Consider the following 25,056-nt stretch of genomic DNA (forward strand, 5'->3'; position numbering starts at 1 on the left):
GGCGCGATGCGGCTCCCCTCTCCGATCAGCGGGCTTGCGCGGCGTCTGGGCTTCAACCCGGCGGCCGAGGTGGCTGGTCGCACAACCTCCGCGTCGACCGGCCGGGGAGCGCGTGTCGTCGGACCCGAGCGGATGCGGCTCGATGCGGAAGCTCTTGCCGCCCGGCTGCCGGCACTGCTGGCGGAGAGCGACCGGGTCGCAAGCACCGTCGCCCAGGGCGTGCACGGACGTCGACGGGCCGGCAGTGGCGACAGTTTCTGGCAGTACCGCCAGCTGATGCCGGGCGAATCCATCACCCGCATGGACTGGCGCCAGTCCGCCCGCAGCAGCCGCGCCTATGTGCGCGAGACCGAGTGGGAAGCGGCACAGACGGTATGCCTCTGGGTCGATCGCTCTGCCAGCATGGATTGGCGCTCGGACGACCGGCTGACGCGCAAGGGCGAGCGCGCGGAGCTGCTGGCCCTGGCGTTGGCGATCCTGCTGCTGCGCGGCGGCGAGCATGTGCGGCTGATCGACGAGGCCGGCGGCGCGCGCTTCTCCGGTCGCCAGGCGGCGGAGCGGCTGGCCCGGCATCTGCTGCATCCACGCCGCGGCGACGCCGATGGCGGCCCGGCAGGGGGCTGGCCCACCGGCGCCGAGTTGCCGCGACACGCCAGGCTGGTGCTGATCGGCGATTTCCTGGCGCCGCTGCCCGAGATCGAGGTGGCGCTGGCACGGTTCGCAGCGGTGCCGGTCGCGGTGCAGCTGGTGCAGCTGCTCGATCCGGCCGAGCTCGCCCTGCCCTACGCCGGCCGCGTCCGCTTCGAGGGCACCGAGGGCGAGGCGCCGCACCTGGTGCCGCGGGTGCAGGATATCGCCGCAGCCTACGCGGACGTGCTGGAGCAGCATCAGGCCGGGTTGGCCGCGCTGTGTTCCGGTGTCGGATTCGGTCGGCTGCTGACCACCACCGACCAGCCGCCGGCATCGGCATTGCTGGCGCTGCATGAAGCGCTGGGCCGGCCGCATCGGACCGCACCGGGCCTTGCCGCTCCGCCCGGGCTTCCGGCAGCTGATCCGGCGCCCGGCCTGGGAGGGGTGCCGCGTTGATCCTTGCAGCACCGCTCATGCTGCTGGGTCTGCTCGTGCTGCCTGTGCTCTGGTGGCTGCTCCGCGCGCTGCCGCCGGCGCCGCGGGTGCAGTCGTTCCCGGCCATCCGGCTGCTCGAGGGCCTGCAGGCAAGCTTGCGCGAAAGCCGCCGCGCGCCGCCATGGCTGCTGGCGTTGCGGATCGCCGCCGTCCTGCTGCTGGTGCTGGGACTGGCGCAGCCGGTGCTGGTGCACGACCCGCAGGCGTCCGCAGGCACCGGCACGCTGCTACTGGTGGTCGATAACGGATGGGCCGCGGCACCCGGATGGCCGGCCCGGTTGCAGGCGGCGCACGACACCCTGGACCGCGCCGCGCGCAATAATCGCCCGGTGCGGCTGGTGCTGACCGCACCCGATGCCGACGGCGCACCCCCGCATCCCGGCCCCGACCTGCAACCCGGGCTGCTGCGCGACCGGCTCGACCAGACCCGGCCGATGCCGTGGCCGGTGGACCGCGCTGCCGCGGCGCGTGCGCTGAGGGCGTTCGGCGCCCAGGACACCGGCGGCAGGATCGGCAGCGTGGTCTATCTGTCGGACGGGCTGGCCGATCATCCCGGCACCCCTGCCGATCGCGATTTCGCCGCGGCGCTGCAGAGCCTGGGCCCCGTCACCGAACTCCGCTCCGGTCCGGAGGCGATCAGCCTGCTGGCGGCTCCGGTGTCAGCGCCCGGCCGGCTGCTGGCGCGCATCGTGACGCTGCCGCAGCCGATCATCCGCCACCTGGTGCTGCGCGGCGAGACCGAGCAGGGCGGTACGCTGGTGCGGCTCCCAGTCGAGATCCCGGCCGGGGCAGCGACCGCCGAGACCCCCATCACGCTGCCGGCCGAGCTGCGCAACCAGCTGTCGCGGCTGGTGCTGGACGAGGTGCCCGGTCCGGCTGGCATCCGGCTGCTCGACGAGGGCGACCGGCGCCGACCGGTCGGGCTGCTGGCGTCGGGCGGTGGCGACACGCCGCTGCTCGGCACGCTGTTCTATCTGCGGCGCGCCCTGGCGCCGACCGCGGACCTTCGCGAGGGCAGCCTGGCGCAGCTGTTGTCGCACCAGCTTTCGGTGCTGATCGCGCCGGACGGGTCGCTCGAGGACGCAGCCGACCGTGCCCGGGTCAGCGCCTGGGTGAAGCAGGGCGGCACGCTGATCCGCTTCGCCGGGCCACGTCTGGCGGCGCGGCAGGACGACCCGCCCGGCACCGACGCGCAAGCAACCGACAAGCGAACCACCGACGCGGATGTCGAGCAGCCGCCCGCCGATGCCGCCCCGGCCGGCAGCACGCCTGACCCGCTGCTGCCGGTGCAGTTGCTGGGCGGCGCACGGCAGCTCGGCGGCACGATGTCGTGGGGCAAGCCAGAGCATCCGGCGCCGTTCGCGGCAGACAGCCCGTTCGCCGGCCTGGCCGTGCCGGCCGAGGTGACGGTGTCGCGCCAAGTGCTGGCACAACCCACCGCGGACCTGGACGTGAAGAGCTGGGCCCGGCTGACCGACGGCACGCCGCTGGTCACCCACGCAGCACTCGGCGACGGCCAGCTGGTGCTGTTCCACGTCACCAGCAACGCCGACTGGTCGAACCTGGCGCTGTCCGGGCTGTTCCCCGGGATGCTGCAGCGGCTGGTGCAGCGCGCGGCCGGCCTGTCCACCCCGGGCGACCGTACGGTGCTGGCGCCGGTGGCGACACTCGGCGGCGACGGCGTGCTCGGCCCGCCGCCACCAGCCGCCCTGGGCCTGGCCGCCGATGCGTTCGCCACCACCCCGGCGTCGCCGCAGCATCCGCCCGGCCTATACGGTCCGCTGGCGACCCGGCGCTCGCTCAACCTGGCCGACGCCCTGCCGCCGCTCGCGGTCGAGCCGGTCGCCGGGAGCCTGCGGAACCTCGCCGACCGGGTCCCGGACCGTCCGCTCGGGCAGATCCTGCTGGGGCTGGCGCTGGCGCTGCTGATGCTCGACCTGCTGGCGACGATGACGTTGCGCGGGCTGCTGCGCGGCCGGCCCGGCAGGCGAGGCACCTCGGCGCGGGTCGCCGGCGCCGTCCTGCTGCTGGCGCTCGGCAGCAGCGTGGTCGCGACGGCGCCGGCCCAGGCGGTGGAAACCACCACCACCGTGCCGAAGGCTGCGCTGGAAACCCGGCTGGCCTATGTCGTGACCGGCGACCCGACCGTCGACGAGATCTCGCGGCAGGGGCTGGAAGGCCTGTCCGCCTATGCCAACGCCCGCACCTCGGCCCGGCTCGGTCCACCCGACGGCGTCGTCCCGGGCCGCGACGACCTGGCGTTCTATCCGCTGCTGTATTGGCCGGTGACGCCGGCAACGATCGCGTCGGCACCGCCCACCGCCGCCTGGACCAGCGCGCTCAACTTCTACATGAGCCATGGCGGCATCCTGATGATCGACACCCAGGGCACCGATCGCCCGGCAGGCGGCGACCAGGCGGGCGGGTTCACCTTCTTCGCGCCGGGCACGACGCGCGCGCTGCAGCAGGCGACCGCCGGGCTCGATGTCCCGGCACTGCGGCAGGTCGACAGCCAGCACGTGCTGTCCCACACCTTCTACCTGCTGCACGGCTTCCCGGGCCGCACGGTGGGTGCGCCGGTCTGGGTGGCCCGCGACGACGATAGCGGCAATGACGGGGTCAGCCCGGTGATCATCGGCGCCAACGACTGGGCCGGCGCCTGGGCGGTCGATGCGGGCGGACTCACGCCCTATGCCGTCATCCCGGGCGGCGAGAGCCAGCGCGTCACGGCCTACCGGTTCGGGGTGAACGCGGTGATGTATGCCCTGACCGGCAACTACAAGACCGACCAGGTGCACGTCCCGGCCCTGCTCGAGCGGCTGGGCCAGTGAGCCCGGCATGAGCGACCACCTCACCCGGCTGACCTCGGTCCGGTTCCAGCCGCTGCTGCCGCCCTGGCTGCTGTATGTCCTGGCCGGACTATGCCTGGTCGTCACGCTGCTGGCGTTGTGGCGGAGGTCGGGCGGTGCCGGTTGGCGGGGCCTGTGCTTCGCGCTGCTGCTGCTCTGGCTGGCTGGTCCGATGCTGGCGCACGCGACCTGGGCGGACCTGCCCGAGACGCTGCTGCTGGTGGTCGACCGGTCCGGATCGATGGCGGTCGGCACCCGTGCCGCGATGGCCCGCCATGCCGTGGCGCAGGTCGAGGCGGAGGCCGCGCGCATGCCCGGCCTGGCGGTGCGGGTGGTCCCGGTGCTGTCCGGCACGACGACCCCGGCCGGTGGCGAGCAGGCCGGCGCCGGTGGCACGCGTCTCATGGGTGCGATCGAGCGGGCGGCGGCCGACATCCCCCCCGGCGACGGTGGCAGCCGGATCGCCGGCATCATCGCCGTCACCGACGGCCAGGTGCATGACGTGCCCGCCCTGCCCGCACCCGGCCGGAAGCCGGTGTTCCCGCCGGGCAACCCCGACGTGCCGCTGCATGTGCTGATCACGGCTGCCGGCGAACAGACCGACCGCCGGCTGCGCGTGCTGCAGGCGCCGCCGTTCGGCATCGTCGGCCAGAACGTCACGCTGCGCGTCGAGGTCGAGGATCTCGGGCCGCACCCCGCCGGCGATACCACCGCGACCCTCACCCTGAAACGCGACGGCGATACGCCGATCCAGCGCGACGTGCCGGTCGGCCAGCCGCAGGACATCACCGTGCCGGTCACCCGGCCCGGTCCGATGCTGCTGGCGCTGCAGGCCTCGACGCTGCCGGGCGAGGTGTCGACCCTCAACAACCAGGCGATCGTGCAGATCAACGGCGTGCGCGACCGGCTGCGCGTGCTGCTGGTGTCGGGCGCGCCGAACCAGGGTGAGCGGGTATGGCGGCGGCTGCTGAAGGCCGATCCGTCGGTCGACCTGGTGCATTTCACCATCCTTCGGCCGCCCGACAAGGACGACACCACGCCGCTCAACGAGCTGGCACTGATCGCCTTTCCGGTGCGCGAGCTGTTCCAGGAGAAGATCGGCCAGTTCGACCTGATCATCCTGGACGGCTTCGAGAATCGCGGCATCCTGCCGATGAGCTACCTGCGCAACATCGCCGATTTCGTGCGCGCCGGTGGCGGGCTGCTGCTCACCGCAGGACCTGAGTTCATCGGCCCGGGGACGCTGCAGGACACCCCGCTCGGTGACATCCTGCCGGCCCGCGTGCCCGAGGAGGGCGGCCTGGTCGAGCAGCGCTACCAGCCGATGCCGACCGCCCTCGGCAGCCGGCATCCGGTGACCGAGGGGCTGCCGCAAACGCCCCCGCCTGCCGGGACCGCGGCCGGGAACGCCGGATGGGGGCCCTGGTACCGGGCGCTGGTGGCCGACCCGTCGCAGCTTTCGGCCGGCGCCCAGGTGCTGATGACCGGCCCGCAGCAATCGCCGCTGCTGGTGCTGAACCGCGTCGACCAGGGCCGCGTGGCGCTGCTGCTGTCCGACCAGATCTGGCTGTGGTCGCGCGGCGAAGGTGGCGGCGGCCCGCAGGCGGAATTGCTGCGACGGCTCGCCCACTGGCTGATGAAGGAGCCCGAGCTCGAGGAGGAGCAGCTCACCGCCGGCATCTCGGACGGACGGCTGACGGCTACCCGGCGGTCGGTTTCCGCCGCGGCCGCGATGCAGGTCACGGTGATCGCGCCCGATGGTAGCCGCCACCCGCTCGATCTCGCAGCTGCCCGGCCGGGCCCAGGGGAGCCGGTCGCCGCAGGTGTCGCGTCCGCCGGCATCGATGCCACCGCACCCGGGATCTGGGAGGTGACGGACGGCCACAACCGGGCCTTCGCGGCGGCGCGTCCGGCCGATCCGCTGGAGATCGCCGACCTGCGCGCGACAGCCACCGCTCTCGGACCCTTCGCGGCCGCGACCGGCGGCAGCACGCACTGGCTGGGCGGCGATCCGGGCCGGCCGGACGTGCCGGAGCTGCAGCTGGTCGGGCCACACCAGCGGGCTTACGGCGCCGGATTGCAGGCGGTCGGCGGCCGCGACTGGATCGGCCTGCGACAGCACGGTGCGCACGTGGTGACCGGCGAACAGGCGGATCGGCTGCTTGCCGGGTGGGCCGTGCTGCCGCTGGCGCTGCTGTTGCTGCTGCTGGCCTGGAGGCGCGAGGGACGCGGCTGAAAGTCCTTGCGGAACACGACGGCGAATGGTGTTTTCGCGGGCCGACTTCAGCCACAGCCGCAGGAGATGGTGCTTTCCAGCCAGCCCCACGCGTCCCCCGCCGTATCGATCCACGTTCGGTCATGGTGCTGCTCGGGTTCATCGGGCTGTGCCTGCTGGTGGCCGGCATCGATGCAGCCCTGATCGAACCGGGCTTCCAGGGCTGGTATCCGGCCCTGCATCACCCGCCGGGAACGCCGCCGGGCTGGGTGTTCCCGTGCGTCTGGATCCCGCTCTACGTGGCGATGGCGGTCGCGGTGTGGCGGGTCTGGCGCCGGCCGATACCGGTGCTGCGTCTCGTCGGCGCGAGCCCGGCCCCATCGCGACCGCCCGGCCTCAGACGCCGCGGGCTGCAGCTGTGGGGCTGGCAGCTCGCGTTCAATGCCGCGTGGAATCCGGTGTTCTTCGGGCTGCACAAGCCGGTTGCGGCACTCGGCGTGATCGTGTGCCTGGGGCTGCTGGTGCTGCTGGCGTTGCGTGATTTCCGTCGCATCGATCGCACCGCCGGGCTATTGATGGCGCCGTATCTCGCATGGGTGTGCTACGCGACCTGGCTCAACGCCGGCGTGGTCTGGCTCAACCCGGCGTAATTCAGGGACCGACATGGATTTGCGACGCACGCTGCGCCTGACCTTCACCGTGCTGCTGCTCGGCGCTGCCCCGGCCCTGATCCCGCTGCACGGCGCGCACGCCCAGTTCAGCGCATCCGGTGGCCCAGGTGCCGGCGGTGGCGGTGGCGGCGGTTCGGACGCCGAGAAGGAGCGTGACGCAGCCGATGCGGCGCAGGCCGAGCAGGCCAAGCAGGATGCGCGCCTGGCCGCCCCGCCACCGGCGATCCCGGGTGCCGTCACCGACGAGGCGACCGCGACTTCGGGCCATGCCAGCGTCGACATGGAGCCCACCGCCGCGCTGTTCGACGCCATCAACCGCGGCGACATCACCGCCGCCAAGGAAGCGCTCGGGCGCGGCGCCGACCTGAACGGCAAGAACGTTCTCGGCCAGAGCCCGCTCGACATGGCGATCGACCTCAATCGCAACGACATCACCTTCGTGCTGCTGTCGATGCGCAACAGCGAGCAGGGCGCGCCGGTGGCCTCGGTGCAGACCGCCAGCGACGATCTCGGCGACAGTGCCTCCAGCCACGCCAAGGCCGGCCACCCTACGGCAAAGAGCCGCAGCAGCCGGTATGCCTCGGCGTCGCACACCGGATCCGTGCCCGGCCCGACGCGCTATGCCTCGGATGGCGGTTCGCCCAAGCCGGATATCGGATTCCTGGGCTTCGGCGGCAGCTAGTCCGGCGGCGGCACCGACGGCCGGGAGGTCGTCGGTTCCCGCCGGCAGGTCGACGATCACCTCATGAGCAGCACGGTCATCGAGAGCGGCCTGACGCCGGCCGAGGCGCGTGCGCGGCGATTGCTGGCGCTACCGGCGGTGCTTGTCGGCATGGGTTCGGTGCAGATCGGCGCCTCGCTGGCCAAGCTGCTGTTCCCGGTGCTGGGCGCGATCGAGACCGCCTGTGCGCGTGTGGTGCTCGCCGCCATCGTGCTGTTGCTGCTGGCCCGGCCCTGGCGGCGCGGTGTCCGCCTGTTCCCGGGACGTACCGCCGCGATCACCATCGTGGCCTACGGGCTGTCGCTCGCGGTGATGAACACGGTGTTCTACGCGGCACTCTCCAGGCTGCCGCTCGGGATCACCGTGGCGATCGAGTTCATGGGTCCGCTGGCACTGGCGCTGGCCGGATCGAGGCGGGCACTCGACCTGCTGTGGGTGGCGCTGGCGGTCGGTGGCCTGCTGATCCTGCTGCAGCCCTGGCAGTTCGTCGGCGGCCATGCCGGGCATCCGCTCGATCCGGTCGGGATCCTGCTGGCGCTCACCGCCGGCGTCACCTGGGCGCTCTACATCCTTGTCGGACGGCGGCTCGGCGGCCAGGTCGAGGGCAACACCGCGACCGCGCTGGGCATGGCGATCGCAGCCCTGGCCGTGCTGCCGTTCGGCTGGAGCGTGGTGCCGAACCTGGCCATCCACCCTGCCCTACTGGCGAGCGCGTTCGGCATGGCGATGCTGTCGAGCGCGGTGCCGTACTCGATCGAGATGATGGCGATGCGACGCATGAGCACGCGCGGCTTCAGCATCATGATGAGCCTGGAGCCGGCGATCGCCGCCGTCGCCGGGCTGCTGCTGCTGGGCGAACACCTGTCCCCGATGCGTTGGCTGGCGATCGGGGGCATCGTGGTCGCCTCGCTCGGCAGTGCCGCCGCCGGCGACGCGCTGCCACCGCCTGCACCGCCGCCGGACTGAGCAGGCCGCGCCCTTAGTCGTCGTCGTATTTGGCGGGCTTCGTCACGTCGACCAGCCCCAGCGTGTTGGCGGTCTTGAACTGCTGCAGCTGCTCCGGTGACCGGACGGTCAGGGCTACGAGCTTCCAGCTGATGATGTGGGACTTGTTGCGATATTCCTGGGCACCGGCTCCCTTGTTCTGTCCTGGGCCAAGCCCGTACGACAGCGCGCCGTCTTCCGCCTTCTCGTTCGCGCCGGCCCGTCTCAGCGCGTCCCTGAGGGTCGTCGGCACCATGAACTCCACCAGGTGGGTGCCACGGCTCGGCTCCTCGGACCCCAATGGCCCGGTGCCCATGTACTTCTCCTCGCAGTAGGTGCGGCTGTTGGTGATGCCGCCGTAACCCTTGTCCTTGAAGAGCAGGTAGCCGCTCTTCAGCAGCGCCTCGTATTCCGCCGTGGACATCGCGCGGTAGAACATCTCGCTCCTGCCCCGGGCGATGCTCGGTGCCAGGGTGGCCCTGATCGCCCCGGTCCCGGTGCGACGCGCCGTGGCGATGTGTTCGATCGCCAGCCGCCTGCCCTGCGAATCCACCTTCAGGCCGGGGCACCGGGCCATGATCTCGGTCTTGAGCTCGGCGGCTGCGTCGCCTGCCGGTCCTGCGGTTCCGCTCATCGTTCACGTCCAGGTTGCGGCCCCAGTCAACCACGGCAGCAGCCGCGAGGCGAGTGTCAGCCGGCCTCGTGCTGCGGCACCTGGACGCTCTCCGTGCGCACCACGTCGAGCGGCACCAGCGCGCCGTTGCGGTCCAGGTGCCAGAAGGTCCAGCCATTGCAGGACGGTGCGTTGGTCAGGCTGGCGCCAAGCTGGTGGATCGAGCCGCGAAGCGTGCCGCTGACCAGGGTGCCGTCCGGCGACACCATCGCACTCAGCCGGCGCTGCTTGTCGAACAGCTGGGTGCCGGCCGGCACCAGCCCGCGCTCGACCAGGCTGCCGAACGGCACCCGCGGCGCGTCACGCTTGGCCGGGGTGGCCAGCACGCTGTCCATCGGCAGCGGCCGCTCGCGACGGAACCGGCCGATCGCCGCCTCGACATAGTCCGGATGGCGCTCGATGCCGATGAAGCGACGCCGCAGCCGCTTCGCCATGGCGGCCGTGGTGCCGGTGCCGGTGAATGGATCGAGCACGATATCGTCCACCCCGGTGCTGGCCAGCAGCACCCGGTGCAGCAGGCTTTCCGGCTTCTGCGTCGGGTGCAGCTTCAGCCCGTGCAGGTTGCGCAGCCGTTCCGGGCCGGTGCAGAGCGGCAGCAGCCAGTCGGAGCGCATCTGCACGTCGTCGTTGAGCGCCTTCATCGCGGCGTAGTTGAAGCGGTAGCGGCTAGCCTGCTCGCGCGACGCCCAGATCATGGTCTCGTGCGCGTTGGTGAAGCGGCGGCCGCGGAAGTTCGGCATCGGGTTGGATTTGCGCCAGACCACGTCGTTGAGGATCCAGAAACCGAGATCCTGCAGGATGCTGCCGATGCGGAAGATGTTGTGGTACGAGCCGATCACCCAGATCGTCGCGTCCTTGCGCATCAACCGGCGCGCCTCGGTCAGCCAGTCGCGGGTGAAGCGGTCGTAGGCTGCGAAATCGCCGAACTTGTCCCAGTCGTCATCGACGCCGTCGACCAGGCTGTCATCCGGCCGCCGAAGCTCGCCACGCAGCTGCAGGTTGTAGGGCGGGTCTGCGAACACGCAGTCGACCGAGGCTGCCGGCAGCATCCGCATCAACTCGATGCAGTCGCCGAGCAGGATCTGGTCGAGCGGAAGCTCCGGCCCGGGCTGGTGGATCATGCCACCTCGAGCAGCAGGCTGAGCTGGCGGACCGCGCCGAACTCCTCGCGGTGGTGCCGGGTGACGCCGAGGCTGTTGAGTGCCGCGCGGTGAGTGGCGGTGCCGTAGCCGGCGTTGCGCTCCCAGCCATAGCCCGGCCAGCGCAACGCCAGCCGCGCCATCAACCGGTCGCGGGTGACCTTGGCGATGATCGAGGCGGCGGCGATCGACAGGCAGACGCCGTCGCCACCGATCACCGCCTCGGCGGCGCAGGTGAGTGGCGGGCAACGGTTGCCGTCAACGAGGACCAGGTCAGGCAGGACCGGCAGCCGGGAGACCGCGCGCGACATCGCCAGCATGCTGGCGTGCAGGATGTTGAGCCGCTTGATCTCGGCCACCGACGCCGCGGCGACCGCGATCGCGACGCCCGGGCACGCATGCAGTCCCCGATAGGCCAACTCGCGGGCCTCGGCAGTCAGCTTCTTGGAATCATCGAGGATGGCGGCCAGCCGTCGGGGTGGCCGGGCGGCGAACATGACGGCTGCCGCGACGACAGGCCCGGCCAGCGGGCCCCGGCCGACCTCGTCGACACCGGCAACCCGCCCGCCATGGCCTGTTTCGCGCCTGTAATGCGGCAATCCGGATCCCTCGGCCTCGGCGGCCGCGGGACGCTCGCCCGGTCGCGAGTCGCCGCCCGATTCGGCTACCGACTAGAGGCAGACCATCTTTGGAAGGCCCCTGGCAAGCGAATCGGCAACGGCAGCGGGCGTTAGTTGCGCGACGGCATCAGCAGGTAGCCGAGCAGGAAGCCGACACCCGCGGCAATGCCGAGGGCAGCGAACGGCTGCTCGCGTACCAGCTCGGTCACGTCCTCGAGCTGATCCTGGGCAGACTCGAGCAGATCGCCATACTCGCTCTGCACCTTGCCCTGGAGCTGGTCGATCTTGCCCTTCGCCTGCAGGGTGGTGTCGCCGGTCAGGCCGCCGGCAGCGTCCTTGAGCTTGCCCACGCCCTCGGTGATCGTGCCCTCGACCTCGTTCTCGTCGACCATCGACCCAATTCCTTTTCAAAAATGTCGGTCTGCGGCGAACGAACGCGCAGGGCTTGCGGTTCCGTTGCCGGCTTGCGTGCGGGCGCAAAAACCCCGAGTTGATGGCCCCGATGATGCCCCGCCTGCACCGCCGCATCCGCCGACCCGCCGCGCCTCCGGCGCCGTACGACGAGCTGCCACGCGACAGGCTGCCGAAGCGCGCCCGCACCATCGCCCTCATCGTCGCCAGCGCCATGCTGATGGAGCAGCTCGACTCCACGGTGCTGACCACCGCCCTGCCGACGATGGCGCGCTCCTTCCACACCGACCCGCTGCACATGAGCGTGGCGCTGACCTCCTACCTGGTCAGCCTGGCGGTGCTGATCCCGGCCAGCGGGCGGATCTCCGACCGGCTCGGCAGCCGCACCGTGTTCATGGCGGCGATCGCCCTGTTCACGCTGGCCTCGCTGCTGTGCGCCGAGGCACGCAGCCTCGGGATCCTGGTCATGGGTCGGCTGCTGCAGGGGGCGGGCGGGGCGATGATGGTGCCGGTCGGCCGCCTGGTCCTGCTACGAAGCGTGGAGAAGCGCCACCTGGTGTCGGCGATGTTCTGGCTGCTGATGCCGGTCAGCATCGGCCCGCTGCTCGGCGGACCGCTCGGCGGCTTCCTCACCACCTACCTGTCGTGGCGCTGGATCTTCACCATCAACATCCCGATCGGGGTGCTCGGCCTGGTGCTGGCCGCGCGATTCATCCCGCAGCTGCGCGAGACGGTGCGCCAGCCGCTCGACGGGGTCGGGGTGCTGCTGTCCGGGACCTCGCTGGCCTGCCTGGTGTTCGGGCTGGAGCTGGCCGCCCGCGGCGTCGGCAGCCTGTCCGCCACGATCGCCACGCTGGGCGTCTCGCTTACCGCGGGGCTGCTCTATGTGCGGCACGCGCGCCGGGTGCGGGCGCCGATCCTGGACTTCACGTTGCTGCGGATCCCGACCTTCCGGATGTCGGTCGCCAGCGGCTCGGCAACGCGGATCGCCATCGGGGCGACGCCGTTCCTGATCCCGTCGATGCTGCAGCTGGGCTTCGGGCTGAGTGCTGCCCAAAGCGGGCTCGTCACCCTGACCGGGGCGCTCGGCTCGATCGCCATGCGGCTGATCGTGAAGCGCGTGCTGCGACGCTTCGGCTACCGGCTGACGATGGCGGTGAATGGCGCCAGCACCTGCGCGCTGACCTTCGCCTGCGCGCTGTTCCATCCGGGCTGGCCGTTCTGGCTGCTGTCGCTGGCGCTGCTGCTGGGCGGGTTCTCGCAGACGCTGCAATTCATGGCATTGAACACGATCGCCTATGCGGACGTGCCCGACCAGCGGATGAGTGCCGCGACGAGCCTCTACACGACGTTGCAGCAGCTGACGCTGACGATCGGGATCTCGGTGGCGGCCGGCGTGCTCTCGGCAACGCGGGCGCTCATCACGCATCAGGACGACGCGCTGTTGAACTTCAGCGTCGCGTTCGTGGTGATCGGGGTTGTTTCCACGGTGGCGATCCCGGCGGCGCTGCGGCTCTCACCGGACGCCGGCGCCGAGATCAGCGGCCACCGGAAGCGCTAGACCACTGGGGATCAACCCCGGCGGCCTCGGCGGAAGCCGTCAGAGAGTGGAGCGGGACGCCCACATGCCGTAGCGTGACGGCGTTCCGACGAAACGGGAGACATCCCGCAGCATTTCGCCGGGGGTGTAGTCGGAGGCTTCCTGCCGTGGAGCATTCTCCTCCCGGCTGGCCTGGAGCGCTGCTGTCTCGATCGCGAAGAGCCTACGAAACATTCTCGGTCTCCTACACTCGGTCATGCGTCTGAACGCGCGTGTGGAACCGATCGATCCGGCGGATCAGCTGACCGCCGATGCACAGTTCCATGAAGACTGTCTTAACACGGCCGCGCACCCGCCACAATCTCGCCTTACTTAAAATCACGGTTCCGTGCTGACGGCCGATGCAACCCTGCCGCAGGCCACGCCTCCGAGACGTTTCGAAACGCCCTGCCCCGCCTCCGCCGCCTTCAGATGCTTCAATTTCTGCTAGGAGAAGGCTAGGACGGCGCACGACGGCCCGGCGCAGATGCACGACGTCAACGACCTCCGCGCATGCGCGACTTCAACTGCTTGCGCTCCGCTACGGAGCAGGGACCAGAATGGACGAGCCGACCATCATCCGGGACCGTGGCGAGCGGGACCCGGCCATCATCCCGGCGACCACGCCCGCCGGGCCGGCCCTGCCCCCCGCCACACCGGGCGGCGCACCGCCACGCCGCCGCCGGCGCTGGCTGCCCTGGCTCATCCTGCTGCTGGTGATCGCGGTGATCGCCGCCGCCCTGCTGCGCCCGGTCCACAAGCCTGCCCCGACTGGCGGCCATCGGCATGGTGGCGGTGGTGCCGCTGCCGGCGGGGCCGCGGCAGCGCAGCCGGTAAGCGTCGCCAAGGCCGTCGCCGGCGACATGCCGGTGGTGCTGACCCAGCTCGGCACCGTCACCTCGCTCGCCACCATCACCGTGCAGAGCCAGATCTCCGGCTACCTGCTCGAGGTGAACTTCAAGGAGGGCCAGGAGGTGCACAAGGGCGACCAGCTCGCCCTGGTCGATCCGCGCCTCTATCTGGCGACGCTCACCCAGTACGAGGGCGCGCTGGTGCGGGACACGGCTTTGCTGAAGCAGTCTCAGGCCGATTACGCGCGCTACCAGCTGCTGCTGCGCCAGAAGAGCATCGCCTCGCAGACCGCGGAGAACCAGATCTTCGTGGTCGAGCAGTACCAGGGCGACGTCCGCACCGACGAAGGCCAGATCGCCAGCGCCAAGCAGAACATCGCCTATTGCCACATCCTGTCGCCGATCGACGGCCGGGTCGGCCTGCGCCAGGTCGATGCCGGCAACTACATCACCTCGGGCGAGGCCAACGGCCTGGTGGTGGTGACCGAGATCCACCCGATCTCGGTGATCTTCTCGATCCCCGAGGACGACATCCCGGACGTCGCCGCGGCGATGCGCGCCGGGCAGGCACTGAGCGTGGATGCCTACGACCGCACCAACACCATCAAGCTGGCGTCGGGCACGGTCGAGACGATCGACAACACGATCGACGCCACCACCGGCACGGTCCGGCTGCGCGCCACCTTCGCAAACGCCGACGAGAGCCTGTTCCCGAACCAGTTCGTCAATGCGCGGCTGCTGCTGAAGGTGCTGCACAATGCGGTGCTGGTGCCGAACAGCGCCATCCAGACCGGGCCACAGGGCAACTTCGTGTACCTGGTCAAGCCCGACGACACGGTGGAGGTCCGCCAGGTCAAGACCGGCACCGCGGACACCTCGAACGTGGTGGTGACCTCCGGCCTGGCGGCTGGCGAGACCGTGGTGACCGACGGCACCGACAAGCTCAAAACCGGCTCGAAGATCACCGTGCCGGGAACCACGCCTGCCGCAGCGCCGACGGCCACGGACAAGCCGCACCACCATCGTCACAAGCCGGCGGATGGTCAGGGAGGCGGGGGCTGATGAACCCGGATCACCCCACCCGGACGCGCCTGCTGCCGTGAACCCCTCACGCCTGTTCATCCTGCGGCCGGTGGCGACGACGCTGCTGATGCTGGCGATCCTGATGGTGGGGCTGCTCGGCTACCACTATCTGCCGATCGCGGCCCTCCCCCAGGTCGAGTACCCGACCATCCAGGTGCAGACCTTCTATCCGGGCGCCGGGCCGCAGGTCATGACCACCGCCGTAACCGCGCCGCTCGAGTACCAGCTCGGCCAGATGCCGGGGCTCGACCAGATGGAGAGCCAGTCCTCGGCGGGTGCGTCGGTGATCACGCTCCGCTTCGGGCTGGCGATCGACATCAACATCGCCGAGCAGGAGGTGCAGGCCGCGATCAATGCCGCCAACTCGCTGCTGCCGACCGACCTGCCGGCGCCGCCGATCTACAACAAGGTCAATCCCGCCGACACGCCGATCCTGACGCTCGGCATCACCTCGAAAACCATGAAGCTGGTCGACGTCGAGGATTACGTCGACACCCGGCTGGCGCAAAAAATCAGCCAGATCAACGGCGTGGGCCTGGTGTCGCTGTCCGGCGGCAACCGCAAGGCGGTGCGGGTGAAGGTGAACACCCGGGCGCTGAGCTCCTACGGGATGAGCATCGACGACCTGCGCACCATCATCACCACGGTCAACGTCAACTCGCCGACCGGCACCTTCGACGGGCCGCTGCATTCCTCGACGCTGCAGATCGACGGCCAGATCACCGCGCCGGAGATCCTCGCCAACCAGGTCATCGCCTACCAGAACGGCGCGCCGATCCGGGTGCGCGACGTCGCCACCGTCACCAACGCACCGGAAAACACCCAGCTCGCCGCCTGGGCCAACAAGACGCCGGCGATCATCCTGAACGTGCAGCGCCAGCCCGGCGCCAACGTCATCGCCGTGGTCGACGCGATCCACCGGGTGCTGCCGCAGCTGCAGGCATCGATCCCGGCCGGCATCAGCATCATCCCACTCACCGACCGCACCACCACGATCCGCGCCTCGGTGTCGGACGTCGAGTTCGAGCTGCTGCTCTCGATCGGGCTCGTCGTGCTGGTGATCTTCGTGTTCCTGCGCAATATCCCCGCGACGATCATCCCGAGCCTGTCGGTGCCGCTGTCGCTGATCGGCACGCTGGCGATCATGTACCTGCTGGGATACTCGCTCGATAACCTGTCGCTGATGTCGCTGACCATCGCGACCGGCTTCGTCGTCGACGACGCCATCGTCATGATCGAGAACATCGCCCGCTACATCGAGATGGGCGAGACCCGGATGCAGGCGGCGCTGAAGGGTGCCGGGCAGATCGGCTTCACCATCGTCTCGCTGACGGTCTCGCTGATCGCCGTGCTGATCCCGCTGCTGTTCATGGGCGACGTGGTGGGCCGGCTGTTCCACGAGTTCGCGATCACGCTGGCGGTGACCATCGTGCTGTCGGCGGTGGTGTCGCTGACCCTGGTGCCGATGCTGTGCGCGCGGATGCTGCGCGAGCAACCACACCATCCGGAAGCTGCAAAGCTGCAGTCCGGCAGCCGGTTGTCTCGATGGTCCGAGCGGATGATCGACAACACGATCGCCGGCTACGGTCGCGCCCTCGACGTGGTGCTGCGCCACCAGCCGCTGACCCTGATCGTGGCGCTGCTGACCCTCGTCGCAACGGTCGTGCTGGCGGTGATCATCCCCAAGGGCTTCTTCCCGGTGCAGGATACCGGCGTCATCCAGGGCATCAGCGTGGCGTCGCAGGACACCTCGCTGGCGGCGATGGCACGCCACCAGCAGCAACTCGGCGACGTGATCCTGGATGATCCCGATGTGGTCAGCCTGTCCTCGTTCATCGGCGTCGATGGCAGCAATATGACGCTGAACTCGGGACGGTTCCTGATCAACCTGACGCCGCACGACGCCCGCACGCTGACCGCATCGGGCGTCATCCGGCGGCTGCAGACCGAGGTCGCGGGCGTCCAGGGCGTGCGGCTGTACATGCAGCCGGTGCAGGACCTGTCGCTCGATACCGCGGTGTCGGCGACCCAGTACCAGTTCGTGCTGGAGACCCCGAACTATGACGACTTCACCACCTGGGTCCCCAAGGTGGTGGAGAAACTCCAGGTCCTGCCGCAGCTCGAGGACGTCACGTCGGACCTGCAGGCGCAGGGGCTGGTTGCCAACGTCACGCTGGATCGGCCCACCGGGGCTCGCTTCAGCATCACGCCGCAGACCATCGACAATGCGTTGTACGACAGCTACGGCCAGCGCCAGGTCAGCACCGTGTTCACCCAGTCGAACCAGTACCGGGTGATCCTGGAGACCGACAGCTCGCTCGCCAACGACCTGTCGAAGCTGGACCAGCTCTATCTGCCGGGCACCAGCTCCACCAACAGCAACGCGGTGACCGGCGCTGCCCGCCAGCCGACCGGTGGGCTGGTGCCGCTGAGTGCCGTGGCCTCGGTGCATCTCGGAACCGCGCCGCTGGTGATCTCGCATCTCGGCCAGTTCCCGGCGACGACGATCTCCTTCAACCTGGCGCCCGGGGCCTCGCTCGGGCCGGCGGTCGACGCCATCGAGGCGGCCGAGAAGCAGGTCGGGCTGCCGGCGAGCTTCCAGACCTCGTTCGAGGGCACCGCGGCGGCGTTCCAGACCAGCCTCGGCAACGAGCTGTTCCTGGTGCTGGCCGCCCTCGCCGCGGTCTATATCGTGCTGGGCGTGCTCTATGAGAGCTTCATCCACCCGGTCACCATCCTGTCGACGCTGCCCTCGGCCGGCATCGGGGCGCTCGCCGCCCTGATGATCGCGGGGGCCGATCTCGACGTGATGGGGATCATCGGCATCGTGCTGCTGATCGGCATCGTGAAGAAGAACGCCATCATGATGATCGATTTCGCGCTGCAGGCGGAGCGCGACGAGGGCATGGCGCCACGCGACGCGATCCACCGGGCGGCATTGCTGCGCTTCCGGCCGATCCTGATGACCACGCTGGCCGCCGCCTTCGCAGCGCTGCCCTTGATGCTGGGCACCGGCACCGGATCGGAGCTCAGGCGGCCGCTCGGCATCGCCATCGTCGGCGGGCTGATGGTGAGCCAGCTGCTGACCCTGTTCACCACACCGGTGATCTACCTGTTCATGGACCGGCTCGGGCGACGCACCCGCCGCCTGCTGACCCGCCGCGACGAACGCGCCGCCGCCGCCCGGTACGAACCGCTGCGATGAACATCTCGCGGCCCTTCATCCTGCGGCCGGTGGCGACGACGCTGCTGACCGTGGCGCTGGCCCTCAGCGGCGCCTTCGCCTACACGAAACTGCCGGTGGCGCCGCTGCCGAACGTGGCGTTCCCGGTGATCCAGGTGCAGGCGACGCAGGCCGGCGGCTCGCCGGACGAGATCGCCAGTGCGGTGGCGACGCCGCTGGAGCGCCATCTCGGCACCATTGCCGGCGTCACCGAGATGACGTCGACGAGCACGCAGAACCAGGTCCGGATCATCCTGGAATTCGACCTGTCGATGAATGTCGACGATGCCGCGCACGAGGTCGAGGCGCAGATCCAGGCGGCGCGTGCCGACCTGCCGGCCAGCCTGCGCAGCGATCCGACATACCGGAAATTCAATCCGTCCGGCTCGCCGATCATGATCCTGGCGCTCACGTCCAAGACGAAAACCGCGCCGCAGCTGTTCGATCTCGCCACCAACGTGCTGCAGCAGCAGCTCTCGAAGGTGCAGGGCGTCGGCAACTTCCAGCCGGGCGGCAGCGCGCTGCCGGCGGTCAGGGTCGAGATGAACCCGCTGCCGATGTTCCAGGAGGGCATCGGCTTCGAGGATGTGCGTGCGGCCCTCGCCTCTGCCAACGCCAACACGCCGAAAGGCTTCATCGATGTCGGCGACCGGCGCTACCAGCTCGACACCAACGACCAGGCGCGGCACGCGGTCGACTACAAGGATCTCGTCGTCGGGTATCGCAACGGCACGCCGATCCATCTGACCGATGTCGCCGAGGTCACCGACAGCGTCGAGGATCTTCGCAACGCCGGATATTACAATGGCGAGCCGTCGGTGGTCTGCATCGTGTTTCCGCAGGCCGACGCCAACGTCATCAAGACGATCGACGCGATCAAGGCGATGCTGCCGACGCTGCAGGCCGCCCTCCCCGCGGACGTCCGGCTGCATATCGGCATGGACCGCTCCACCACGATCCGCGCGTCGGTCGCCGACACCCAGATGACGCTGCTGATCGCGATCGTGCTGGTGGTGCTGGTGGTGCTGGTGTTCCTGCGCACCTGGCGCTCGACGATGATCCCGGCGGTTGCGGTGCCGGTCTCGATCATCTCGACGTTCAGCGCGATGTACCTGCTCGGCTTCGCGCTCGACAACCTGTCGCTGATGGCACTCACCATCGCCACCGGCTTCGTCGTCGACGATGCGATCGTGGTGCTGGAGAACATCGCCCGTCATATGGAGGACGGCATGCCGCGGCTGCAGGCGGCCCTGCTCGGCGCCGGCGAGGTGGCCTTCACGGTGCTGTCGATCACCGTCTCGCTGATCGCCGTGTTCATGCCGATCCTGCTGCTGCCCGGGATCGCGGGGAAGTTCTTCTACGAGTTCGCGATGACGCTGATCGTCACCATCAGCGTGTCGCTGGTGCTGGCACTCACCGTCACGCCGATGATGTGCGCGCTGTTCCTGAAGGTGCAGCCGCGGGTGAGCCCGGAGCAGGCGCTGGCCGATGCGCATTCGGCCGAACGCCGGCCGGGCCTCGTGCGTCGGATGTTCGCCCGCATCGCCGCCCGCATCGAGATCATCCTCGACGACATGCTGCTCGGCTACGAACGCAGCCTGGTCTGGGCGCTGCGCTACCGCCTGCTGGTGGTGATGACGATCCCGGCCACCATCGTGCTGACCGTGCTGCTGGTCCGCGACATGCCGAAGGAGTTCTTTCCGACCGAGGATAACGGGCTGCTGATCGGCCAGGTCGAGGGCGAGCAGAGCATCTCGTTCCAGAACATGGAACAGAAGCTGATCGAGGTGCAGAAGGCGGTGCTGACCGACCCGGACGTGTTGACGATCGCAGGCTTCACCGGCGGCCGCGGCACCAACCAGGCGCAGGTGTTCATCCAGCTCAAGGACAAGAACGTCCGCCACGACAGCGTCGATGCGACGATCGGCCGGCTGCGCGACAAGCTCAAGAACATGGTGGGCGCACGCTTCTTCGCGTTCTCCGCCGGCGACGTACGCGCCGGCGCCAGGTCGAGCAACTCGCAATATCAGTACACGCTGGAGAGCGACGACACCGCGACGCTGTACAACTGGGCGCCGAAGATCGAGGCCGCGCTGAAGCTCCGCAAGGAACTGACCGACGTCGATTCCGACGTGTCGCAGGGCGGCCAGGCGGTCTCGGTGGAGATCGACCGCGACAGTGCCGCGCGCCTGAAGCTGACGCCGCAGCTCATCACCAACACGCTGTTCGACGCCTTCGGCCAGCGCGCCGCCTCGACCATCTACAACACGCTGAACCAGTACCGCGTGGTGCTGGAGGTGGCGCCGCGGTTCTGGCAGGACCCGTCGATCCTGAAGCAGATCTGGGTCAGCACCGCCAGCGGCACCGCCACCGGCAGCGCCAGCAGCAACCTGATCCGCATCGCCAACCGGACCAGCAACGCCTCGACCAGCACCAATGGCGGCAGCAGCGGCAGTGCGTCGGTCGGCAATACCGCCACCATCGCGCTGACCGGCACCGGCACCAGCGCCGCATCGGGCGCCGGCACGGGTAGTTCCACCACCGCCAGCGTGGTGTCGACCGCGCAGCAGAGCCAGGCCAACGCCAACAGCAACAGCCTGGCCGGCGGCAAGTCGGCCTCCAGCGGGTCGGCGGTGTCCTCGTCGGTCGAGACGATGGTGCCGCTCTCGGCGGTGACGAAGATCATCCCGTCCACCACGCCGCTGCAGGTCGCCCATGACGGCGGCTTCGTGGCGGCGACGATCTCGTTCAACACCCCCACCGGCGGCTCGCTCAGCAGTGCGGAGCAGGCGATCCAGGAGGTCATGGTGCAGCTGCACGTGCCCCCGAACGTGCACGGCGCATTCGCCGGCAACGCCCAGCAGCTGCAGCAGACCACGAGCTCGTATCCGCTGGTGGTGCTGGCCGCCCTGCTCGCGGTGTATGCGACGCTCGGCATCCTGTACGAGAGCTACATCCACCCGCTGACCATCCTCTCGACGCTGCCGTCGGCCGGCGTCGGCGCGATCCTGGCGCTGCAGCTGTTCGGCGAGTCGTTCTCGCTGATCGCGATGATCGGGGTGATCCTGCTGATCGGCATCGTGAAGAAGAACGCCATCCTGCTGATCGACTTCGCGCTCAACCAGGAGCGCGAGCACGGCGCGACCCCGCACGACGCGATCTACCAGGCCTGCCTGCTGCGCTTCCGGCCGATCATGATGACCAGTTTCGCGGCCGCCCTCGGCGCCATGCCGCTGGTTCTGAGCAACGGCTACGGCAACGAGCTGCGTCGTCCGCTCGGCCTGTCGGTGGTGGGCGGGCTGATCGTCAGCCAGGCGCTCACGCTCTACACGACGCCGGTCGTCTATCTCTATCTGGATCGCATGCGGCACTGGTCCGCCAGGCGCTGGTCGAACCGGCGCTGGTTCGGTGGCCGCAGACCCGGCCCCGCGCCGCGCAAGCCCACACCACAGGACGTCATTGCCGGATGAAGTACGCCACACCGTTTCGCTGCCTCGGGCCACGCCTGCGCAACAGCCGTCTCGTCCCGGGCCTGCTCGCGGCGACCATGCTGGCTGGCTGCATGGTCGGTCCGGACTATCACCGGCCGGCGGCGATCAGCCCTGCCATGCTCAAGGAGATGACGCCGCCACCGGGCTGGGCGTTCGCCGATCCGCACTATGCCGAGCTACCCAAGGGCGCCTGGTGGACGCTTTACAACGATCCGGTGCTGACCGGCCTCGAGAGCCAGATCGACGTCTCCAACCAGACCATCAAGGCGGACGAGGCGGCGTACCGGCAGGCCCGCGCACTGGTCGACGAGGCCCGCGCGGGGCTGTTCCCGACCATCACCGCGACGCCGAGCTTCACCCGCTCCGGCACCGGCACCAGCTCGAGCGGCGGCAGCATCGGCGCCGGCAGCAGCACCCTGACCGGCGCCGGCGTCGGTGGCGGCAGCAGCGAGTTCGATCGCACCAGCTATGAGCTGCAGGGCTCGGTGGACTGGCAGATCGACGTGTGGGGCCAGATCCGGCGGCAGGTCGAGAGCTCGGCTGCGGCGGCCCAGGTCAGTGCGGCAACGCTGGCCGCTGCCCGGCTGTCGATCCAGACCACGCTGGCGACGGACTATTTCGAGCTGCGCTACGAGGACAGCCTGCAGACGCTGCTCGACAAGTTCGTCACCTACTACACCCAGGCCGAGGTGATCACCCGCAACAGCACCAATGCCGGCGTGTCGGCGCCGTCGGACCTGCTGCAGGCGGAAGTGCAGCTGGAAACCACGCGCGCGCAGTCCGTCGCGGTCGGTATCGCGCGGGCGCAGTACGAACATGCGATCGCCGTGCTGACCGGGCATCCGCCGAGCGACCTGTCGCTGACGCCGGGAGCGCTCACCACCACCATTCCGGCGATCCCGGTGACGGTGCCGTCGCAGGTGCTGCAGCGCCGTCCGGACATCGCCGAGGGCGAGCGCACCATGGAAGAGGAGAACGCGCTGATCGGCGTCGCCATCGCCGCGTACTATCCGGTGATCAGCCTGTCGGCGGCGGCGGGGTATGCCGGCGATCCGCTCGGCTCGCTGATCAAGGTGGCGAACCGGTTCTGGTCGCTCGGCGCCACCGCGGTGCAGACCTTGTTCAACGGCGGCGAGCGCAGTGCGGCGGTGCGTGCGGCGCGCGCGGTCTATGACGAGAGCGTCGCCAATTACCGGCAGACCGTGCTGGCGGCGTTCCAGAGCCTTGAGGACGATCTGTCGAACCTGCGCATCCTGGCGCGCGAATCCGACGCACAGGTGCGGGCCGACGAGTTGTCCGACGAGGCCGTGCGGGTGGCGTTCAACGAATACACTGCCGGCACCACGATCTACACCACCGTCATCACCAGCCAGACCACGGCGCTGAGCAATGACGAGACCGAGCTCAGCATCCAGGAGAACCGGGTGCTGGCGAGCGTGTCGCTGATCAACGACCTCGGCGGTGGCTGGAACGCGTCGGACATCCCGAGCAAGGCGAGCTACCAGACCGACGACCCGTTCCTGCCCTCCTTCATCCAGAAGGACAGGAACTAGGGCGTCTTCGGCTTCTAGTCGGCGGCGAACGAGGTGCTGGTCAGGTGCACCTTGCCGGACTCGATGTCGGTCACGGCGATCAGCGGGTAACCGACGCTGATGGTCTCGCTCGACTTCCAGGCGTCGTAGATCTCGTCCCGCAGTTCCGCGGCACCGTTTGCAAGCTGCTGTGCCGCGAACTGCACCTCGGTCGGGTTCGGGGTGGTGAACAGGTCGATCTTGGCAACCTGGTACAGCGGCTGCACCTGGCTCAGCGTCTGCATCATGTAGCGCGACACCCGGGTCTCGATCGCGCAGCCGCAATTATGGTACGCCGGAACCAGGGCCGAGATCGTCGAGAGCGGCACGAAGTTCTTGACGAACGCGCCCTCGAACTGCGCGTGGATCGGCTTCGTCGTGTAGCCGTTCGGGTTCGGATAGTTGCCCCAGCCGTTATAGTGGATCGAGACGTGCAGCGGCTGGCTGCCGTCGCCGACATAGTGGCTCCAGACACCGATGTCGCGGATCGTCAGCTGCTGCCGCAGACCCAGCTGGTAGGCGAAATACTGCCTGTCGGTGTCGTTGGTGGCGGTCGCCAGGCCGATCTGGTCGGCGCGGATATAGGCCAGGTCCTTGCGCACCTGCTGCCAGCCATCGACGATGTTGTACGGCAGGTAGCCTTCCTGGTACTGGTCGCTGCCACCGGCGCGGAGCATCGTGTCGAACCCTTCGCGGGTCAGCGTCACCGGCGTGCCGTCGGCTTTCAGCAGGCTGCCGCCGGGCACCGTGCCGTCGTCGTTGAGATCGACATAATGGCCGGCGTCACGCTCGGAATCGTGCGTCGTGCCGGACGTCTTGGAAATATCGGGCTCCGGGCCGAGCTGCCCGATCGCCTGGGCCGTGTCGGGCGTGCGCAGGAATGCCGGCACGTCGCTCGGCAGCGCACTGGCCGCCAGGTAGCTGATCTCCACATGGCCGGTATGGCCCCAGGCGAAGGCGTGCTGAACCCCCAGGCCGCTTGCCAGCATGGTCGTGGCGGCCAGCAGCATCAGCCGCGGGCGGGGTGCGTGGATCGTCTCTGTCATCGGGCGTCTCCAGATTTTGGACTGGAGATACATAAGAGCTTTTCAGCAACTCTCTGTTACATTCAGGTTGAGCTTGCGTGACAGCCGAGACGCCGGACACGAAAAAGCCCGGTGTCCTGCGACACCGGGCCGATCGTCGTATCCTGTCGTGTATGCGATCAGAATATCGCCTTGCCGGCCATCAAGCCGATGATGAGCAGCACGACAAAGATCACGATCGCGATGAAGAACAGCGTTTTGGCGATCGCGGCAGTCCCGGCGGAAATGCCGGTGAAGCCGAAAATACCGGCGATGATCGAGATCACCAGGAACAGCAACGCGAGCTTGAGCATGAGGCACCTTCAAAAGCAGGACCAGCGGAAGCGGGTCGGATCGACACGTCGTTGCGCAACGCCAACGCCCGCGCCCGGGTTGCACCGGTGGCGCGGGCGCAGATCGGCTCAGCGACGGGCGAGCAGCGCTCCGAGAATGAAGCCGACGCCGGTTGCGACCGCGATCGCCACCAGCGGCTGGTCCGACGTCACGTCGCGCACGCTGTCGAGGGTATCGCCGTAATAGCCCTGCGCCTGGCCCGCGAACTGCTTCGCCTTGCCGGCCGCCTGCTGTGCGGTGTCGCCGAGCAGACCGCCCATGCCGTCCTGCACTTTGCCGACCGTGTCCTTGGCAGCGCCTTCGACTGAATTGATGTCGACCATGTGGGGGATCCTCCGTTGTCGCGCCGGTCGTGATTGACCGGCCTGATGTCGCGACAACGCATCAATCTCGCGAAGGATGCGCGCCTCGCGTATGCTCGCCCGTGGAACC

At 69.3% G+C, this 25,056-nt stretch carries 19 protein-coding genes; 11 read left to right on the forward strand and 8 right to left on the reverse strand.

The window, feature by feature from the left end:
• Window positions 1–6: 6 nt before the first annotated feature.
• The 6 genes from ACOEQ2_RS03990 to ACOEQ2_RS04015 all read left to right on the forward strand — a co-directional run bounded on the left by ACOEQ2_RS03990 (window position 7) and on the right by ACOEQ2_RS04015 (window position 8,547).
• Window positions 7–1,086, forward strand: a complete 1,080-nt coding sequence (locus tag ACOEQ2_RS03990; protein WP_419730094.1) for a DUF58 domain-containing protein — start codon at window positions 7–9, stop codon at window positions 1,084–1,086.
• Window positions 1,083–3,956 (forward strand): DUF4159 domain-containing protein, encoded by a 2,874-nt coding sequence (locus tag ACOEQ2_RS03995; RefSeq protein ID WP_419730095.1) that lies wholly within the window; start codon window positions 1,083–1,085, stop codon window positions 3,954–3,956. The genes ACOEQ2_RS03990 and ACOEQ2_RS03995 overlap by 4 nt, the downstream gene beginning before the upstream one ends.
• 7 nt (window positions 3,957–3,963) lie before the next feature.
• On the forward strand, window positions 3,964–6,210 hold the full coding sequence (locus tag ACOEQ2_RS04000; RefSeq protein WP_419730096.1) for a VWA domain-containing protein: 2,247 nt from the start codon (window positions 3,964–3,966) through the stop codon (window positions 6,208–6,210).
• Between the two features lie 122 nt (window positions 6,211–6,332).
• Window positions 6,333–6,839: a TspO/MBR family protein gene (locus ACOEQ2_RS04005; RefSeq protein ID WP_419730097.1), complete on the forward strand. Its 507-nt coding sequence runs from the start codon at window positions 6,333–6,335 to the stop codon at window positions 6,837–6,839.
• A 13-nt stretch (window positions 6,840–6,852) separates the two neighbouring features.
• On the forward strand, window positions 6,853–7,542 hold the full coding sequence (locus ACOEQ2_RS04010; protein ID WP_419730098.1) for an ankyrin repeat domain-containing protein: 690 nt from the start codon (window positions 6,853–6,855) through the stop codon (window positions 7,540–7,542).
• Window positions 7,543–7,605: 63 nt separating this feature from the next.
• Window positions 7,606–8,547, forward strand: a complete 942-nt coding sequence (locus ACOEQ2_RS04015) for an EamA family transporter (protein ID WP_419730099.1) — start codon at window positions 7,606–7,608, stop codon at window positions 8,545–8,547.
• Window positions 8,548–8,560: 13 nt separating this feature from the next.
• Here ACOEQ2_RS04015 and ACOEQ2_RS04020 read toward each other — a convergent pair whose 3' ends face one another.
• From ACOEQ2_RS04020 to ACOEQ2_RS04035, 4 genes are all read right to left on the reverse strand, one after another.
• Window positions 8,561–9,199, reverse strand: a complete 639-nt coding sequence (locus tag ACOEQ2_RS04020) for a hypothetical protein (protein ID WP_419730100.1) — start codon at window positions 9,197–9,199, stop codon at window positions 8,561–8,563.
• A 56-nt stretch (window positions 9,200–9,255) separates the two neighbouring features.
• Window positions 9,256–10,359 (reverse strand): site-specific DNA-methyltransferase, encoded by a 1,104-nt coding sequence (locus ACOEQ2_RS04025; RefSeq protein ID WP_419730101.1) that lies wholly within the window; start codon window positions 10,357–10,359, stop codon window positions 9,256–9,258.
• Entirely contained in the window at window positions 10,356–10,976 is a 621-nt protein-coding gene (locus ACOEQ2_RS04030) for a ribonuclease HII (protein ID WP_419730102.1), read from the reverse strand. The genes ACOEQ2_RS04025 and ACOEQ2_RS04030 overlap by 4 nt, the downstream gene beginning before the upstream one ends.
• 131 nt (window positions 10,977–11,107) lie before the next feature.
• Window positions 11,108–11,389 carry a CsbD family protein gene (locus ACOEQ2_RS04035; protein WP_419730103.1) on the reverse strand — a complete coding sequence of 94 codons (282 nt, stop codon included), beginning with the start codon at window positions 11,387–11,389 and terminating at the stop codon, window positions 11,108–11,110.
• 110 nt (window positions 11,390–11,499) lie between these two features.
• Between ACOEQ2_RS04035 and ACOEQ2_RS04040 the strand changes: the two genes are divergently transcribed.
• Entirely contained in the window at window positions 11,500–12,969 is a 1,470-nt protein-coding gene (locus tag ACOEQ2_RS04040) for an MFS transporter (RefSeq protein WP_419730104.1), read from the forward strand.
• Window positions 12,970–13,008: 39 nt separating this feature from the next.
• Here the strand turns inward: ACOEQ2_RS04040 and ACOEQ2_RS04045 are convergent, their stop codons facing one another.
• Entirely contained in the window at window positions 13,009–13,182 is a 174-nt protein-coding gene (locus ACOEQ2_RS04045) for a hypothetical protein (protein ID WP_419730105.1), read from the reverse strand.
• Between the two features lie 365 nt (window positions 13,183–13,547).
• On the opposite strand from ACOEQ2_RS04045, the gene ACOEQ2_RS04050 reads away from it, so the two are divergent.
• Genes ACOEQ2_RS04050 through ACOEQ2_RS04065 form a run of 4 tightly spaced genes read left to right on the forward strand, consistent with a single transcriptional unit; the run spans window position 13,548 to window position 23,188 of the window.
• Window positions 13,548–14,900 carry an MdtA/MuxA family multidrug efflux RND transporter periplasmic adaptor subunit gene (locus tag ACOEQ2_RS04050; RefSeq protein WP_419730106.1) on the forward strand — a complete coding sequence of 451 codons (1,353 nt, stop codon included), beginning with the start codon at window positions 13,548–13,550 and terminating at the stop codon, window positions 14,898–14,900.
• Between the two features lie 37 nt (window positions 14,901–14,937).
• Window positions 14,938–18,126 (forward strand): efflux RND transporter permease subunit, encoded by a 3,189-nt coding sequence (locus ACOEQ2_RS04055; protein WP_419730107.1) that lies wholly within the window; start codon window positions 14,938–14,940, stop codon window positions 18,124–18,126.
• Window positions 18,123–21,614 carry an efflux RND transporter permease subunit gene (locus ACOEQ2_RS04060; protein ID WP_419730108.1) on the forward strand — a complete coding sequence of 1,164 codons (3,492 nt, stop codon included), beginning with the start codon at window positions 18,123–18,125 and terminating at the stop codon, window positions 21,612–21,614. The genes ACOEQ2_RS04055 and ACOEQ2_RS04060 overlap by 4 nt, the downstream gene beginning before the upstream one ends.
• Window positions 21,611–23,188 carry an efflux transporter outer membrane subunit gene (locus tag ACOEQ2_RS04065; protein WP_419730109.1) on the forward strand — a complete coding sequence of 526 codons (1,578 nt, stop codon included), beginning with the start codon at window positions 21,611–21,613 and terminating at the stop codon, window positions 23,186–23,188. Before ACOEQ2_RS04060 ends, ACOEQ2_RS04065 begins: the two co-directional genes overlap by 4 nt.
• A gap of 14 nt (window positions 23,189–23,202) precedes the next feature.
• Here the strand turns inward: ACOEQ2_RS04065 and ACOEQ2_RS04070 are convergent, their stop codons facing one another.
• From ACOEQ2_RS04070 to ACOEQ2_RS04080, 3 genes are all read right to left on the reverse strand, one after another.
• Window positions 23,203–24,252: a hypothetical protein gene (locus ACOEQ2_RS04070; RefSeq protein ID WP_419730110.1), complete on the reverse strand. Its 1,050-nt coding sequence runs from the start codon at window positions 24,250–24,252 to the stop codon at window positions 23,203–23,205.
• A gap of 158 nt (window positions 24,253–24,410) precedes the next feature.
• Window positions 24,411–24,584, reverse strand: a complete 174-nt coding sequence (locus ACOEQ2_RS04075; protein ID WP_171834543.1) for a DUF1328 domain-containing protein — start codon at window positions 24,582–24,584, stop codon at window positions 24,411–24,413.
• A 108-nt stretch (window positions 24,585–24,692) separates the two neighbouring features.
• Window positions 24,693–24,947: a CsbD family protein gene (locus ACOEQ2_RS04080; protein ID WP_419730111.1), complete on the reverse strand. Its 255-nt coding sequence runs from the start codon at window positions 24,945–24,947 to the stop codon at window positions 24,693–24,695.
• Between the last annotated feature and the right edge of the window lie 109 nt (window positions 24,948–25,056).

This window comes from Lichenicola sp. (genome assembly GCF_965198575.1).
In the GTDB taxonomy this organism is placed as follows: domain Bacteria; phylum Pseudomonadota; class Alphaproteobacteria; order Acetobacterales; family Acetobacteraceae; genus Lichenicola.